Consider the following 13,903-nt stretch of genomic DNA (forward strand, 5'->3'; position numbering starts at 1 on the left):
GAGGACAGCGTGCCCGACACGACCACTGCCACCACCGTCGATCTCACCGAGCTCAGCGTCGCCAGCGGTGGCTCCCGTCGGCTCACCGGCCATCTCACCCGGCCCGTGGGGGCGGGCCCCTGGCCCGGGGTCGTCGTGGTCCATGAGGCGCTGGGCGTCAATGATGTGATGCATCGTCAGACGGAGCGGCTGGCGAAAGCCGGGTACCTGGTCGTCATGCCGGACCTGTTCACCGACGGAGGGACCGTCCGCTGCCTGGTGCCGACCTTCCGGGCCGCCCTGTCCGGACACGGCCGTGCCTTCCACGACATCGAGGCGGCCCGCACCCATCTCGCCCAGGATCCCGACTGCACCGGGCGGATCGGCATCATCGGCTTCTGCATGGGCGGTTCCTTCGCCCTCCTCGCCGGGAACGACGGCGAGTTCGACGCCGCCTCCGTCAACTACGGCCGTCTGCCGAAGGAGCCCGACAGGGCACTCGCCGGTTCCTGCCCCGTCGTCGCGAGTTACGGTGCCCGCGACCGTACGCTGCCGGGCACGGCCCGCAAGCTGGAGGCGTCCCTCGACCGGCTCGGCGTCGTCCACGACGTCAAGGAGTACCCGGAGGCCGGGCATTCGTTCCTCAACGACGCCGAGATCGGGCCACGCGCGCTGCGTCCGCTGATGCGTGTCGCCGGAATCAGGCCGCACCCGGAGTCCGCCGTCGACGCGTGGCGGCGCATCGACGACTTCTTCGCCACCCACCTCAAGGCGGAAGACCAAAAGGGCTGACTCAGGCATCTACTTCCCGCTGCCCGCCGCGTCCGGCGTGCGCAAGGGGTTCGGGACGGGCAGATAGCGGGCGTCGGCGCCGTCCGCGCCGGTCCAGCGCAGCAGCAGATTCGTCTTGCCTGGCAGGGCCGGGGCCCGGAGCAGTCCGGCCGCCTCGGGCAGCTCCGCGTCGCACCGCGTCAGCTCTCGTCGTACGGGACCCCAGAGCTCCAGGCCCGGGTACCGCTCCCCCAGCGCCTCCGCGATCTCCAGGAGGTTGTTGACGACCAGGCAGTACACCAGCCGCTCCCACCCGTCCGCGCGCGTCACCTCGGGCAGCAGTTTCACGCCCTCCGCGTCGCGGAACAGCGCCCGCACCGGCATCTTGTCGGCGTCCACGGCGACCACCGTGTTCTGCAGATGCGCTTCGAGTACGACCCCGTGCCGGGCGAACAACTCCAGGGCGGGCGGCACGACTTGGCGCAGATACGCCGACCACCAGGCGGCCGGGTCGGCGAGGCCGTCGAGGGGGTTGCCCTCGAAGGTCTCCGTCAGCGCAGCCGCCAGAACCGGGGTCGCTCCGGGGGTCACATGGGTGCGCAGCCCGTCGCGTACGAGGACGGCGAGCTCCTCGAAGGCGAAGTCCGCGGTGCGGTAGCCGCGGTCGCTCAGCCAGGCCGCGGGGGTACCCGTGGCCGCGAAGGCCGAGGTCACCGCCGTGTCCGTGCGGCGCAGCCGGAGGAGGTCGTGGCGCCAGAGGCGGCGGATGTCGTTGGTGATGCGGACGTCGAGGCTGAACTTCAGGAAGAGGTCGGTGGCGGGGACGTACAGCGTGCGGATGGCCGCCGTCGGCCAGGCCGTCCACGCGGAGGGGCCCAGCCGTACGAGGCGGCCGTCCGCGAAGGCCTCGCGGATCTCCGGGCGGGCGCCGACGAGGTCGAGCTGCCAGGGGTGGACGGGCAGGAGGCGATAGCCGGGCGGGGCCTCGCCCAGCGCGTCGAGCGCGCTCGTGTCACCGTCCTCCAGGCACACGTCCTCCCTCAGCCCCAGGAGCACCAGCGGGAAGCGGGTGTAGGCCTCGGGGGCGTACGGAATCCAGCCGGAGACCGGGCCGCCGCCGCGGGCCTTGGGGGCGGGATGGTAGGGATGTCCGGTGATCAGGGACTGTTCGGAACGCCGGTACAGGTCGTCGGGCGGGGTCGTCCCCTCCCGGGCGGTCAGGATCGCCGCCACCGCGTCCCGGCTGTCGGTCATCTCGATGGGCAGTTCGAGGTTGGACAGGCCGGTGTGCCCGCGGAGGACCTCGGCGGTGAGTTTGACCAGTTCCGCGTGGCTCAGGCGCTGCCAGGCACCGGCGGCGTACACCTCCGGCTCGGCGGGGCGGCGTCCGGCGCGCACCCGCAGGAGCCGGCCCCCGGCCGGCAGCCGGTACACGCGCCGGTCTCCGGGCGCCCCGGGCCCCGGGGCGGGCTCGCCGAGCTCCCGCAGCAGACAATTGAGCAGCGGTACCGCCGCGTACGCATCGGCTGCTTCGCCGATGCCGTCCCCGGGGTGCATGGGTGGCATGGGGTGCATGAGGTCCACGCGATCCGTTCGTTGCGTACGGTGCCCTGGCGCTCAGTATGTCCGGCGTTGTACCCGGCCGCGACGCCGTCCCCACACCCTAGGAGCCCTCTGTGCACCCTCCCCGCACCCCGGCCGAGACCGAGGCCGTTCTCGCCGCCGAGCTGCGCACGGTACGCCCCGCTCTGCTGTCCCCCTACGCGGTCGAACTCCCCGGTGCCCGCGCGGCCGTGCTGACCCGGCTGTGGCGCGGACTCGTCCATGAGCCGCTGCCGTGGGTCACCAGCCGGGAGCCGGCGGGGCACGACGGGCTGGTGCTCCGCCTGGCCGACGGGCGTCGTCTGCACGGCCCGGTCCCGGACGCGTACGCGACGGCCGCCGCCGTCAGGGAGGTCGAGCTGGACGGGACGGCGTACCGCCACCCGGCCGCACTCATGACGGCACTCGGGCTGCCGCACGGGCACGCCTTCGCCGTCGAACTCGGCCACAGCGTCGCCTCGTTGGCCCTCTCCCGCGCCAACCAGCCCCCGATGAGCTCTCCTTTCACGTCATGGGGATGGGAACAGCGAGTCGTGGACGGGCATCCGTTCCACCCCAACTGCCGCTCCCGGCCCGGCTTTTCGGTGGCCGAGCAGCTGGCGTACGCGCCGGAGCACCGGGCGGAGGTCGAGCTGGGGCTGGTGGCCGTGCCCGAGGGCGGCTGCCTGGTGGGCGGGGAGTGGCCGTACCGGGAGGCGGGGCGCGTGCTGATCCCCGTACATCCGTGGCAGGCGCTCCATGTGCTGAAGGACGAGCGGGCGGTCGGGGCGGGCGTCGACGGGGAGAGCCTGGCCGCGCATCCCCTGATGTCCCTGCGCACGCTGGCCCTGCCGGACGGACCGCACGTCAAGACCGCGCTCAGCGCCCGGCTGACCTCCTCCGTGCGGGACATCTCGGTGTACTCGATCGAGTCGTCGGCGGCCGTGTCGGCGTTCATGGAGGCGATGGCCGGGCGTCTGGACGGGATGCTGCACATCACCCGGACGCTCGGCGCGATCACCGCCAACACCCCTGATCTGGCAGCGGTGTTGCGAGAGTCCCCGGACGTGTACGCGGGAGCGGGCGAGCGGGTCGTCCCGGTCGCCGCTCTCGCCTCGACCGTGCTGCCCCAGTCCCCGGCCTGGCTGGCCGAGTTCAGCCGCCTCGCGCTCGCCGTCGGGCTGCGTCTGCTCGACCTGGGTGTGGCCCTGGAGGCGCACGGCCAGAACCTGCTGGTGGTGCTCTCGCCCGCGGGCGCCCCGCTGCGGCTCGTCTACCGCGACCTGGCCGACATCCGGATCAGCCCGGCGCGGCTGGCCCGCCACGGCGTTCCGGTACCGGATCTGACGGGCCGTATCGTCACGGACGACGAATCCGTCCTGCGCGCCAAGCTCTTCGGCTCGCTCGTCGCGGGCGCACTGGCAGCTACGGCAGGTTCCACGTCCGCGCTGCGAGAGGCGCTGTCCGCGGCCGTACGGGATCTGCCGCGTACCCCGGATCTCGTGGCGCTGCTCGAAGAGCCGCTGCCCGCCAAGGCGTTGACGACGATGCGGCTGTCGCCGGAGCGGCCGGGGGACATCTGGGCGCGGCTGCCGAACCCGCTTGTGGACCCGGATCGTTGACCCGACCCGGCCCTCGCCCCACCTCTCGTTTTGATGCGCGACGCCATTGATCAATAGGATCCGGCGATGATCACAAGACAACGGCTGGCGGTGGGCGCCTGCGCCCTGCTCGCCGCCCTGACGGCCGGGATCGCCCTCCCGGCCGGAGCCGTCGCCGGCGAACCCACGGGTGACGCAGCACCCAAGGTGGACCTCGTCCTCGACGTCAGCGGTTCGATGCGCGCGCGGGACATCGACGGACAGACGCGGATGGCCGCGGCGAAGCAGGCCTTCAACGAGGTCCTCGACGCGACACCCGAGGAGGTCCAGCTCGGCATACGGACACTCGGCGCCAACTACCCCGGCGACGACCGCAAGACGGGCTGCAAGGACACCGAACAGCTCTACCCCGTCGGGCCGTTGGACCGTACGGGGGCGAAGACCGCGGTCGCGACCCTCGCGCCCACCGGCTGGACCCCGATCGGCCCCGCGCTCCTCAAGGCGGCCGACGACCTGGAGGGCGGCGAGGGATCCCGCCGTATCGTCCTCATCAGTGACGGCGAGGACACCTGCGCCCCGCTGGACCCGTGCGAGGTGGCGCGGGAGATCGCCGCCAAGGGGATCGGCCTCACCATCGACACGCTCGGTCTGGTGCCGAACACCAAACTGCGGCAGCAGCTGAGCTGTATCGCGGAGGCGACCGGCGGAACGTACACGTCGATCGAGCACACCGACGAACTCACCGACAAGGTCAACCAGTTGGTGGACCGGGCCGCCGACCCGGTGGTCACCCCGGTCGCCGTGGACGGCGCCGACGCATGTGCGCAGGCGCCCACGCTCAAGTCCGGGCTCTACACCGACCGCGAGGAGTTCGGGCAGCACCGCTGGTACCGCGTGGACGTCCCGGCGGGCTTCGAGCTGCGCGCGTCGGTGAGCGTGGCGGCCGACCGTCAGGTCAACCGCGACTACGGGGTGTCGCTGCGGGCGGTGACCGCGAGCGGGCGCGAGATCGTGCGCGGCGAGTCGACCGGCTCCGGCCGGACCGACGTCATGTCCGCCGGTCTGCGCTACCCGAAGGCGGAGGGCGAGGACGACGACGATTCCGACAGCAAGCCCGCGGCCGAGGCCGTGTGTCTGCAGGTCGCCAACTCCTTCTCGGCGGCCTCCGGCGTCAAGACCACGCCCGGACTGCCGCTCGAACTGACCGTGGACGTCGTCGACGCTCCCGACACATCGAGCGACGTGGCCTCCTTCGGCCTCGGTCGCGGCTGGTGGCTGCTCGGCGCACTGGTGCTCACCGGCTTCCTCGCGGGTGTGCTGTGGGGCTGGGTTTCCCGCTGGCGGGTCGCGGTCTGGAGGACCAACTGATGCGTACCACTCGTGTATTGAGCAGTCTCCGTGTGGTGAGTGGCGTCCGCGCGGGCGGTACCGGGCGGGCAGGCCGTGTCGTCCGTGCGGTGGGTGCGGGGCTGCTCGTGCTGGGGGCCGCCGCGTCCCCCGCGGTCGCCGACTCCTCCCCCTCCGCGAGCCCGTCCGACGACGGCGCCGCGCCCACCTCGGCCGGTACGTCGTTCCGTACGGCGACCGAGGTCGACCAGGGGCAGCAGGCGACCGCGAGCGCGTCCATGGGCGACTACCTGTACTGGTCGTTCCCGGCCGACGCGGGGCAGCGGCCCACCGTGAAGGCGACGGTGAAGCTGCCCGACGCGCACGCCTCCGCGACCTGGCAGGTCGACGTGTACGACGGACTGCGCCGCCGCCAGGCGTGCCAGTACGGGGCGCAGACGCGGACGGCCGCCCAGGACGCGGCCTCCGTGGAGCTGTCCTGCACGCTGCGTACGGTCCGGGCCTGGTCCGAGCCGTGGGCCGACGACCCGTTGCCGGGCACGTACTACGTCCGGCTGACCACCGTCGGTCTCAAGGCGGCCGACCTCGGGCTGCCGGTGAGCGCCGAGGTCCAGGTCGACTCGAAGGACGTCGGCGGGGCGGCGGCGGTGGACGGCTCGCTGGCCGAGCCGCTCGTCCCCGGGGTCGCCGTGGCGGCCAAGGGCGGCGACAGCGACGAGGACTCCGAGACTTCCGTCGCCGTGCTGTCCAGCATCGAGCCCGATGACGGGTGGGCCTCCGGCTGGTGGTCCGACCGTTGGGTGTGGACCGGGGTGGGTGGTGTGCTGGCGGCGCTCGCGGGGGTTGGCGGGTACACGCTTACGCGGGGAGCGGGGCGGCCTCGGCGGGTTCCGCCGAGCGCCTGAGCGCTCCGCTAGATGGCCGGTTGTCATCTGCGGGTCGGCTGTGGCTGGTCGCGCAGTTCCCCGCGCCCCTTACGGGGCGCTGGTGCGCAGCGGGCTCTGACCGATCCCGCGTAAGCGCATCACAAAGACAGGCCCGTCGCGCCAACTCCATGGTGCGGCGGGCCTTTTGGCGTCCCGGGGACTGGGTCAGGGGTCAGGGGTCAGGCGTCCCGGAGTGTCTTCGCCAGGGGGCTTTCGCCCGTCACCGTGACGCGGCCGTCCCGTACCGCGTCGAGGAGGGCCAGGTCGCCATTCGCGAGTGCTGCGCATGCCTCGGCGTCGAGGGAGAGGCCGGCGTCGGGCTCCTCGGGGGCCGGGCCCTCTCCGTAGACCGGGCCGTCCGGCGCGCCCAGCCGCACGTAGAACTCCCCTTCATCGAGCCGGACTTGGACGACGCCGTCGCCAAGTCCCTCCAGGGAGCGCAGCAACGGCAGGGCGAACCAGTGGGCGCGTACAGCGTCGGTGGGGCGGCGTTCCGCCAGCAGGGGTGCGCCCCACTCTCCGAGCGCCTGGAGGACGGGCAGCAACTCGCGCCCACGGGCGGTGAGTTCGTACACGTTCGCCGCTCCCGGCGGCGGCAGCCGGCGCCGGGTCGCCAGGCCGTCCCGCTCCATGTCCTTGAGCCGGGAGGCGAGGACGTCCGTGCTCACGCCGGGCAGATCCGCGTGCAGGTCGGTGTAGCGGCGCGGACCGGCCAGCAGCTCGCGGACGATCAGGAGGGTCCAGCGGTCACCGAGGGCATCGAGGGCCCGGGCAGCGGAACAGTACTGGTCGTAGCTTCGGCGAGGTGACATGCGACGCAGTCTAGACAACTTGTTGGACTTTCCAAGCTCGTACTTGGTAAAACCAAGCAACACACGAAACCGGAGGGGCGAGCGCGCATGGAGTTCCGGCAGTCGAACAAGCTCAGCGAGGTCTGTTACGAGATCCGGGGCCCGGTGATCGAGCACGCCGACGCGCTGGAGAAGGCAGGCCACAGTGTGCTGCGCCTGAACACCGGCAACCCCGCGCTCTTCGGCTTCGAGGCGCCGGAGGAGATCCTCCAGGACATGATCCGGATGCTGCCCCAGGCGCACGGCTACACGGACTCGCGCGGGATCCTCTCGGCCCGCCGGGCCGTGGCGGGGCGCTATCAGACGCTGGGCCTGGAGGTCGGCGTCGACGACGTCTTCCTCGGCAACGGCATCTCCGAGCTGATCTCGATGTCCGTACAGGCACTGGTCGAGGACGGCGACGAAATCCTCATCCCCGCCCCGGACTTCCCCCTCTGGACGGCCGTCACGACCCTCGCGGGCGGCAAGGCGGTCCACTACCTCTGCGACGAACAGGCCGACTGGTACCCGGACCTGGACGACATGGCGTCGAAGATCACGGACCGCACCAAGGCCGTGGTCATCATCAACCCGAACAACCCCACCGGCGCGGTCTATCCGAAGGAGATCATCGAGGGCATCCTCGACCTCGCGCGCCGGCACGGCCTGATGGTCTTCGCCGACGAGATCTACGACCAGATCCTGTACGACGACGCCGTGCACCACTCCGTCGCCGCACTCGCCCCCGACCTGGTGGTGCTGACCTTCTGCGGCCTGTCGAAGACGTACCGGGTGGCCGGCTTCCGCTCGGGCTGGCTGGTGATCACCGGTCCGAAGCAGCACGCGAAGAACTACATCGAGGGCCTCACCATGCTGGCCTCCATGCGGCTGTGCGCCAACGCGCCCGCGCAGTACGCCATCCAGGCCGCGCTCGGCGGCCGGCAGTCCATCCACGAGCTGACCGCTCCGGGCGGGCGTCTGCACGAACAGCGCACCGTGGCCTGGGAGAAGCTCAACGAGATCCCCGGCGTCTCCTGCGTGAAGCCGAAGGGCTCGCTCTACGCGTTCCCACGCCTGGACCCCAAGGTGCACAAGATCCACGACGACGAGAAGTTCGTCCTGGACCTGCTGCTCCGGGAGAAGATCCAGGTCGTCCAGGGCACCGGCTTCAACTGGCCGACCCCCGACCACTTCCGCATCCTCACCCTCCCGCACGCCGACGACCTGGACGCGGCGATCAGCCGGATCGGCCGGTTCCTGAGCGGCTACCGGCAGTAGGGAGCGGTCCGGCAGCGCGGTCCGGCAGCCCGCTTCGTGGGCCTGCGGCGGGGCGATGTCAGACCCGGGTCGTAGTCTTCGAATGGGCCCGCTGATCGCCTGGATCGCCGCGTGGACCCCCTTGTCGACGGACCGGGAAGGAGCGCGCCATGACACGACCGCCGACCGCCGCGCAGCGGCGCGTCATCGACGCGGCCGATCCCGTGACCGGGCGGCTCAGAGGTACGGAGAGCCAGCTCGCGGCGCTGGTGAAGCGAGAGCTCGCGTTCCGGCATCCGCGTCCGCCGCACGACCACTTCCTGACGCCCGCCGGGCATCGGGTCCGCGAGGAGACCGCCACCGCGGCGGCGAGCGCTCCGGAAGCCGCCGGGCCCACCCGGGAACACGCCCGGGAACCTGCCCGGGAGTCCTCGGAGTCCTCCGGGGTGTTCGCCGCCCGGGTCGGCGGCGAGGAGGGCATCGACACCGGCCCGTCGCGCATACGTGAGGTGCACAGCGCCTGGCAGGGGCTGCTCGAACTGCGCCGCATGACCAATCCGCACGGGGTCGTGGACCGGCCGTGCGCGTGGGAGCGTACGCATCTGGTGCAGGCCGCCGCGCTCGCGCTGGAGGCGGCGGGGCACCGGCCGGCGGGCGCGGACACGGACGCCGAGGGGTACCGGGTGCGGGCGACGCCCCAGCCGGAGGCCGTCGCCGTGCGCGGGCCGGACGCCGGGGCCCTGCGGGAGTGCGCGGCGACGCTGGAGCAGGCAGGCTGGCAGGTGGGCGAGCACACGGAGCCGCGTACGGGCGCGCGGTATCTGCTGGCTTCGCCGCGACGGACGTGACAGCCCGACAGACGTGACGGCCCCCGAATGCCGTACGACATTCAATGGTTGACGCCCTTGAGCAACCGCTCAGTACGCTTGCGCCCATCTGACTGCCGTTGAAGCTGTTGAAGGAGTTGAGGGAGAAGTCATGGCCGAACCGTTTTCCGTCCCGGTGACCGTGCGTGGGTACGAGACCGATGTCCAGGGGCACGTGAATCAGGCCGTGTACGTGAACTACGCGGAGCACGCCCGCTGGTCGTTACTGCAGGCCGCGGGGATCAGCCAGGCCGGTCTGGCGGCCAAGGGCGTGGGCCCGGTGTCGCTGGAGATGACCGTCCGCTACCGACGGGAGCTGCGGGCCGGTGACGAGGTCGAGGTGACCTGCGATTTCATCTGGGGCGAGGGCAAGACGTTCCGCGTCGAGCAGACGATCCGCAAGTCCGACGGCACCGTCGCCGCCGAGATCACGGGGGTCGGCGGCCTGATGGACCTCAAGGAGCGAAAGCTGGTGGCCGACCCGAGGGACTACTTCCGCGCACTGGCGTCGGACCCGGCCCGGTTCGGACTCTGAGCAGCCGCGCCCTCCAGGGACGCGGGGAACTGCGCGACAAGCCGCGACGCCCCCGCAGACAACCACAAGGCCCACATGCCCGGCTTACAGCGGAGCGCCCAGCTCCGGCCGGTGCTCGGCGTCGTACGACGCGCGCGCCTCGGCGATCGTGACGCGATGCCGCTCCGCCCAGTCGGTCAGACCGAGCAGGCTGGCGTGCAACTCACGGGCCACCGGCGTGAGTTCGTACTCCACCTTCGGCGGGACCGTCGGGTGGACGGTGCGTGTGACGAGTCCGTCGCGCTCCAGATTGCGCAGGGTCAGCGTGAGCATGCGCCGGCTGATGCCCTCGACGCTGCGCTCCAGCTCGGTGAAGCGGATCGGGCCGTGAGCGGCGGCCACGATGATCATCACGCTCCATTTGCCCGCGACCCTGTCAAGAACTTCCCGGACCGGGCAGCCCTCCGCGTGCACGACCTGCGACGTAACACCGGTGTTCCCCTGGGACATTGAAGTGCCTCCTTACGCCGGTCTCCATGGTCACCCACGATATCCCCCGTTACAAGTCGTGCACCTATGGAACAACCTGCAGCGATACGGAGGGCCAAGGCCATGTCGTCCCGGAACGGGTCACCCACAGAGCGAACCGCGCCGCACCCGGAGCAGAGTCCGGCACAGCGAACGTACTCCCGTTGGGCGTCCCTCGTCGTGCTCTGCGCGGGCACGCTGATGACGATCCTGGACGGCAACATCGTGACCGTCGCGATGCCCGCGATCCAGAGCGACCTCGGCTTCTCTGCCCCGGGACTCGCCTGGGTCGTGAACGCCTACCTGATCCCGTTCGGCGGGCTGTTGCTGCTCGTGGGGCGGCTCGGTGATCTGGTCGGCCGGAAGCGGATGTTCGTGGCGGGGCTCGTCGTGTTCACCGTCGCGTCCGTGCTGTGCGGGGTCGCCACCGGCCAGGGCATGCTGATCGCGGCGCGGGCGCTGCAGGGCGTCGGCGGGGCGATGACCTCGGCCGTGGTGCTGGGCATGCTGGTCGCGCTCTTCCCCGAGCCGCGCGAACAGGCCAAGGCGATCGCCGTGTTCAGCGCGGTCGGCGCGGCGGGCGGCGCGCTCGGCACGTTCCTCGGCGGGGCGCTCACCCAGGCGCTCAACTGGCACTGGATCTTCCTGATCAACCTGCCGATCGGGATCGTCGCCTGGGTCGCGGCCCTTCGCATCCTCGCCCCCGACCGCGGCGCCGGGCTCGGCAAGGGCGCCGACTACCCGGGTGCCGCGCTGGTCACCGGCGCGCTGATGCTCACGGTGTACGCGATCGTGGGCGCCGGCGAACGCGGGCTGGGCGCAACGCTCGTGCTGGGGGCCGTCTCCGTCGCGCTCTTCGTCGCCTTCACCCTGCGGCAGGCGCGGGCCGCCCGTCCGCTGCTCCGGCTGCGACTGTTCCGCTCACGCCTGCTCGCCGGCGCGAACGGGGTGCAGATCCTGATGGTCGCGGCGATGTTCGGCTTCCAGTACATCGGGGCGCTGTACCTCCAACGCGTGCTGGGCTTCGGCGAGTTGATGACCGGTACGGCGTTCCTGCCCGCGCCCGTCCTGATCGGGGTACTGATGCTGGGCCTGTCCGCGCGGACGATCGGCCGCTTCGGCCCGTACCGCGTGCTGCTCGCCGGGCTCGTACTCATCACGGCCGGGATGGCGCTCCTGGCACGTGTACCGGCCGACGGTTCGTACGTCGTCGACGTGCTGCCCGCGATGCTGCTCCTCTCCGCCGGGTTCGCGGCGGCGATGCCCGCGGTGACCGGGCTCGCGATGTCCGGCGCCCTGGAGGAGGACGCGGGCCTGGCGTCCGGCCTCTTCAGCACCACCCAGGTGGTGGGCGGTTCCCTGGGCCTCGCCGCCCTCACGACCCTCGCGGCGAGCCGCACGGACGGCCTCGTGCACGGCGGCACGGCACTCGCCACGGCGACCGCGGACGGATACCGGCTGGCGTTCGCGGTCGGTACGGGGATCGCGCTGGCGGGGCTGGCGCTCGCGGCGGGGGTGCTGCGGCCGGGACGCGAGCCGGCCTCGGAACCGGTGAAGGCCGAGGCCCGGGAACGTGTGCAGCAGAGGCAGTGAGGTAGGGGGCTCATGCCCGGAGCGCGGCTGTGGGGAAGGCTCCCCACAGCCGCGCTCCCGCGTATCAGCTCCGCGTATCAGCTCCCGCGTGTCAGCTCTTGCGTGTCAGCTCTCGCCGAACGCCGCCCTGTGGTCCACCGCCCACTCCCGGTACGTACGGGGCGGCCGGCCCAGCACCTGCCGCACCTCCTCCGTGACGACGGCGTTGCGACCACCGCGTACGTAGGCGCTGCCGGCCAGCACACCCTCCGCGTACTCCGTGTTCATGCCCCACTCGGTCAGCCGGGCGCGGGACTCGTCCGGAGTGAGGTCCTCGGTGACGACCGGGCGGCCGAGTACGTCGGCGAGTACGGCTGCCTGGTCGGGGACGCTCAGCAGCTCGGTTCCGGTGAGCGTGTAGGTGTGGCCCGCGTGCCGCGCGGAGAGCAGGGCCTCCACGGCGACCTCGGAGACGTCGCGCGGGTCGATGACACCCTGCAGGCCGTCGCCCGTCATGTTCGGTACGGGTTCGCCGGCCCGGATGGCCTCGGCCCAGCTCAGGGTGTTCGAGGCGAAGGCCGAGGGGCGCAGGACCGTCCACTCCAACCCGCTTTCCCGTACGGCCTGTTCGCCCGGGAGGTGCCAGGAGCCGACCCTGCCGACGGCGGGGTCGCCGGTGCCGATCGCCGACAGCTTCACGACGCGGTGCACGCCCGCCGCGCGGGCCTGTTCGACCAGGGCACGGTCGCGGTCCGCGTCGTCCGGGCCCAGGACGCCGACGAGGAACACGGCCGAGGCGCCGGACATGGCCGCGTCCACGGACGCGGGGTCGAGGTAGTCCCCTCGCACCACCTCGACCGCCGCCTCCGCCCCTGACCCTGACCCGTCGGGCACCCGGGCCCGGGCCTTGGCCTTGGCCTTGGACGGGTCGCGGGTCAGTGCGCGGACCTTCTCCCCGCGCTGTGCGAGCTGCCGTACGACTTCGCTGCCGATGGTGCCCGTGGCACCGGTGATGAGGATCATGGACACCAGCGTGGCGAGCGGGTGGCCGGAAGCTCTAGGAAATTCCGGCACGGTTGGGCAGGCCGTACGGCTGTCCGGCGCGTCTACGGTGGACGGGTGACCAACGACGTTGCCGAGCGCACCCTTTCCGCCCCTGACGCGTTGCGGCCGTGGATCGACGGGATCGAGATCGGGGCGGCGGTCGGCGGCGATGTCGGCAGCGATGGTGCCGGCGGCGACGGTGCGTCGCGTGAGCCGTTCACCCGTGTTCCGGACACCGCGACGAAGGTGGTCGTCCGGGTCGACGAGAACGGTCACCGGGACACTCTCGTCGTCGGGCCGCGCACCCGGGCCACGTACCACACGAGCAAGCGGCTCGCGTCGTGTGTGCAGGTGCGGCTCGGGCCGGGTACGGCGCGGCCGTTGCTGGGTGTCGCGGCGGTCGAGCTCGTGGGGCGGGTGGTTCGGCTCGGGGACCTTCCCGGTGCGTCCGCGCGTCAACTCGCCGACGAGTTGCGGTGGTTGGAGGGCGAGGATGCGGTGGGGCGGTTGATGGAGGTGCTGCCGGGGCGGCTTGCGGGCGACGACGACGGGGCGGGGCGTTCTCGGCGGGAGGTTCTGCGGGCTGCCGTCGAGGCGCTGTCGACGGGGTCGGGGCATGTTCCTTCGCAGGTGCGGGAGTTGGCTCGGCGACTGTCCGTGAGTGAGCGGCAGTTGCGGAATCTGTTTGCCGAGGGGGTTGGGGTTTCGCCCAAGCACTTTGCTCGGATCGGGCGGGTTCGGCATGTGCTGGCGCATGCGGAGTCGACGGGGTGGGCCGAGCTTGCCGCGTCGACCGGGTACTACGACCAGTCGCATATGACGGCCGACTTCCGCACGCTCATGGGCGTTCCGCCGCGATCCTTCTTCACCGGCCGACTCCCGGCGGCCCAGCCTTGCCAGTCCCTTGGCCGGGTGTGACCCGAGGGGTTTCCTCGCCCCCACCGCCCCTACCCATTCCCGTCCCTTACTCAGGGGCTCCGCCCCCGAACCCCCGCTCCTCAAACGCCGGAGGGGCTGAAGATTTCGCGGCCCGGGCTATAGAAATACCGCCCAGTCCCCGAAGTCTTCAATTGAGCCCTCGAAGTCT

Annotated in this window: 13 protein-coding genes; 9 read left to right on the plus strand and 4 right to left on the minus strand. The window is 71.8% G+C overall.

All coding sequences use genetic code 11. The features are described from left to right. The first annotated feature begins 9 nt into the window (after positions 1-9). Positions 10-771 (plus strand): dienelactone hydrolase family protein, encoded by a 762-nt coding sequence (locus AOK17_RS32280; RefSeq protein WP_055616119.1) that lies wholly within the window; start codon positions 10-12, stop codon positions 769-771. A 9-nt stretch (positions 772-780) separates the two neighbouring features. Here AOK17_RS32280 and AOK17_RS32285 read toward each other — a convergent pair whose 3' ends face one another. Then, entirely contained in the window at positions 781-2,316 is a 1,536-nt protein-coding gene (locus AOK17_RS32285) for an IucA/IucC family protein (RefSeq protein ID WP_425424654.1), read from the minus strand. A gap of 110 nt (positions 2,317-2,426) precedes the next feature. Between AOK17_RS32285 and AOK17_RS32290 the strand changes: the two genes are divergently transcribed. From AOK17_RS32290 to AOK17_RS32300, 3 genes are all read left to right on the plus strand, one after another. Beyond that, on the plus strand, positions 2,427-3,953 hold the full coding sequence (locus AOK17_RS32290; RefSeq protein WP_055616120.1) for an IucA/IucC family protein: 1,527 nt from the start codon (positions 2,427-2,429) through the stop codon (positions 3,951-3,953). Positions 3,954-4,019: 66 nt separating this feature from the next. Then, entirely contained in the window at positions 4,020-5,300 is a 1,281-nt protein-coding gene (locus AOK17_RS32295; protein ID WP_055616121.1) for a VWA domain-containing protein, read from the plus strand. Continuing rightward, a complete protein-coding gene (locus tag AOK17_RS32300) occupies positions 5,300-6,184 on the plus strand; it encodes a hypothetical protein (protein WP_079053406.1) in 885 nt (294 codons plus the stop codon). Before AOK17_RS32295 ends, AOK17_RS32300 begins: the two co-directional genes overlap by 1 nt. A gap of 200 nt (positions 6,185-6,384) precedes the next feature. Here AOK17_RS32300 and AOK17_RS32305 read toward each other — a convergent pair whose 3' ends face one another. After that, positions 6,385-7,017, minus strand: coding sequence for a winged helix-turn-helix transcriptional regulator (locus tag AOK17_RS32305; protein ID WP_055616122.1), 633 nt, complete (start codon positions 7,015-7,017; stop codon positions 6,385-6,387). An 87-nt stretch (positions 7,018-7,104) separates the two neighbouring features. On the opposite strand from AOK17_RS32305, the gene AOK17_RS32310 reads away from it, so the two are divergent. From AOK17_RS32310 to AOK17_RS32320, 3 genes are all read left to right on the plus strand, one after another. Beyond that, the gene (locus AOK17_RS32310; RefSeq protein ID WP_055616123.1) at positions 7,105-8,313 is read left to right on the plus strand and encodes a pyridoxal phosphate-dependent aminotransferase; all 1,209 of its coding nucleotides are present in this window, start codon (positions 7,105-7,107) and stop codon (positions 8,311-8,313) included. Between the two features lie 149 nt (positions 8,314-8,462). Further along, on the plus strand, positions 8,463-9,140 hold the full coding sequence (locus tag AOK17_RS32315; RefSeq protein WP_055616124.1) for a hypothetical protein: 678 nt from the start codon (positions 8,463-8,465) through the stop codon (positions 9,138-9,140). A 130-nt stretch (positions 9,141-9,270) separates the two neighbouring features. Further along, entirely contained in the window at positions 9,271-9,693 is a 423-nt protein-coding gene (locus tag AOK17_RS32320) for an acyl-CoA thioesterase (RefSeq protein ID WP_055616125.1), read from the plus strand. A gap of 84 nt (positions 9,694-9,777) precedes the next feature. Here AOK17_RS32320 and AOK17_RS32325 read toward each other — a convergent pair whose 3' ends face one another. Further along, the gene (locus tag AOK17_RS32325; RefSeq protein ID WP_055616126.1) at positions 9,778-10,182 is read right to left on the minus strand and encodes a winged helix-turn-helix transcriptional regulator; all 405 of its coding nucleotides are present in this window, start codon (positions 10,180-10,182) and stop codon (positions 9,778-9,780) included. Between the two features lie 102 nt (positions 10,183-10,284). On the opposite strand from AOK17_RS32325, the gene AOK17_RS32330 reads away from it, so the two are divergent. Continuing rightward, on the plus strand, positions 10,285-11,793 hold the full coding sequence (locus AOK17_RS32330) for an MFS transporter (RefSeq protein ID WP_055616127.1): 1,509 nt from the start codon (positions 10,285-10,287) through the stop codon (positions 11,791-11,793). A 105-nt stretch (positions 11,794-11,898) separates the two neighbouring features. On the opposite strand, the gene AOK17_RS32335 is transcribed toward AOK17_RS32330, so the two are convergent. Continuing rightward, positions 11,899-12,795 (minus strand): SDR family oxidoreductase, encoded by an 897-nt coding sequence (locus AOK17_RS32335; protein WP_055616128.1) that lies wholly within the window; start codon positions 12,793-12,795, stop codon positions 11,899-11,901. A gap of 96 nt (positions 12,796-12,891) precedes the next feature. Here AOK17_RS32335 and AOK17_RS32340 point away from each other — a divergent pair, with 96 nt between their 5' ends. Beyond that, the gene (locus tag AOK17_RS32340; RefSeq protein ID WP_055616129.1) at positions 12,892-13,734 is read left to right on the plus strand and encodes an AraC family transcriptional regulator; all 843 of its coding nucleotides are present in this window, start codon (positions 12,892-12,894) and stop codon (positions 13,732-13,734) included. Positions 13,735-13,903 lie beyond the last annotated feature (169 nt).

The sequence above is a fragment of the Streptomyces phaeochromogenes genome, assembly GCF_001418655.1.
GTDB lineage: Bacteria > Actinomycetota > Actinomycetes > Streptomycetales > Streptomycetaceae > Streptomyces > Streptomyces phaeochromogenes.

Coding starts and splice junctions, on each gene's coding strand:
- AOK17_RS32285 (WP_425424654.1), bottom strand. CDS start 2,316: ATGCCACCCATGCACCCCGGGGACGGCATCGGCGAAGCAGCCGATGCG.
- AOK17_RS32295 (WP_055616121.1), top strand. CDS start 4,020: ATGATCACAAGACAACGGCTGGCGGTGGGCGCCTGCGCCCTGCTCGCC.
- AOK17_RS32300 (WP_079053406.1), top strand. CDS start 5,300: ATGCGTACCACTCGTGTATTGAGCAGTCTCCGTGTGGTGAGTGGCGTC.
- AOK17_RS32305 (WP_055616122.1), bottom strand. CDS start 7,017: ATGTCACCTCGCCGAAGCTACGACCAGTACTGTTCCGCTGCCCGGGCC.
- AOK17_RS32310 (WP_055616123.1), top strand. CDS start 7,105: ATGGAGTTCCGGCAGTCGAACAAGCTCAGCGAGGTCTGTTACGAGATC.
- AOK17_RS32315 (WP_055616124.1), top strand. CDS start 8,463: ATGACACGACCGCCGACCGCCGCGCAGCGGCGCGTCATCGACGCGGCC.
- AOK17_RS32320 (WP_055616125.1), top strand. CDS start 9,271: ATGGCCGAACCGTTTTCCGTCCCGGTGACCGTGCGTGGGTACGAGACC.
- AOK17_RS32325 (WP_055616126.1), bottom strand. CDS start 10,182: ATGTCCCAGGGGAACACCGGTGTTACGTCGCAGGTCGTGCACGCGGAG.
- AOK17_RS32330 (WP_055616127.1), top strand. CDS start 10,285: ATGTCGTCCCGGAACGGGTCACCCACAGAGCGAACCGCGCCGCACCCG.
- AOK17_RS32335 (WP_055616128.1), bottom strand. CDS start 12,795: ATGATCCTCATCACCGGTGCCACGGGCACCATCGGCAGCGAAGTCGTA.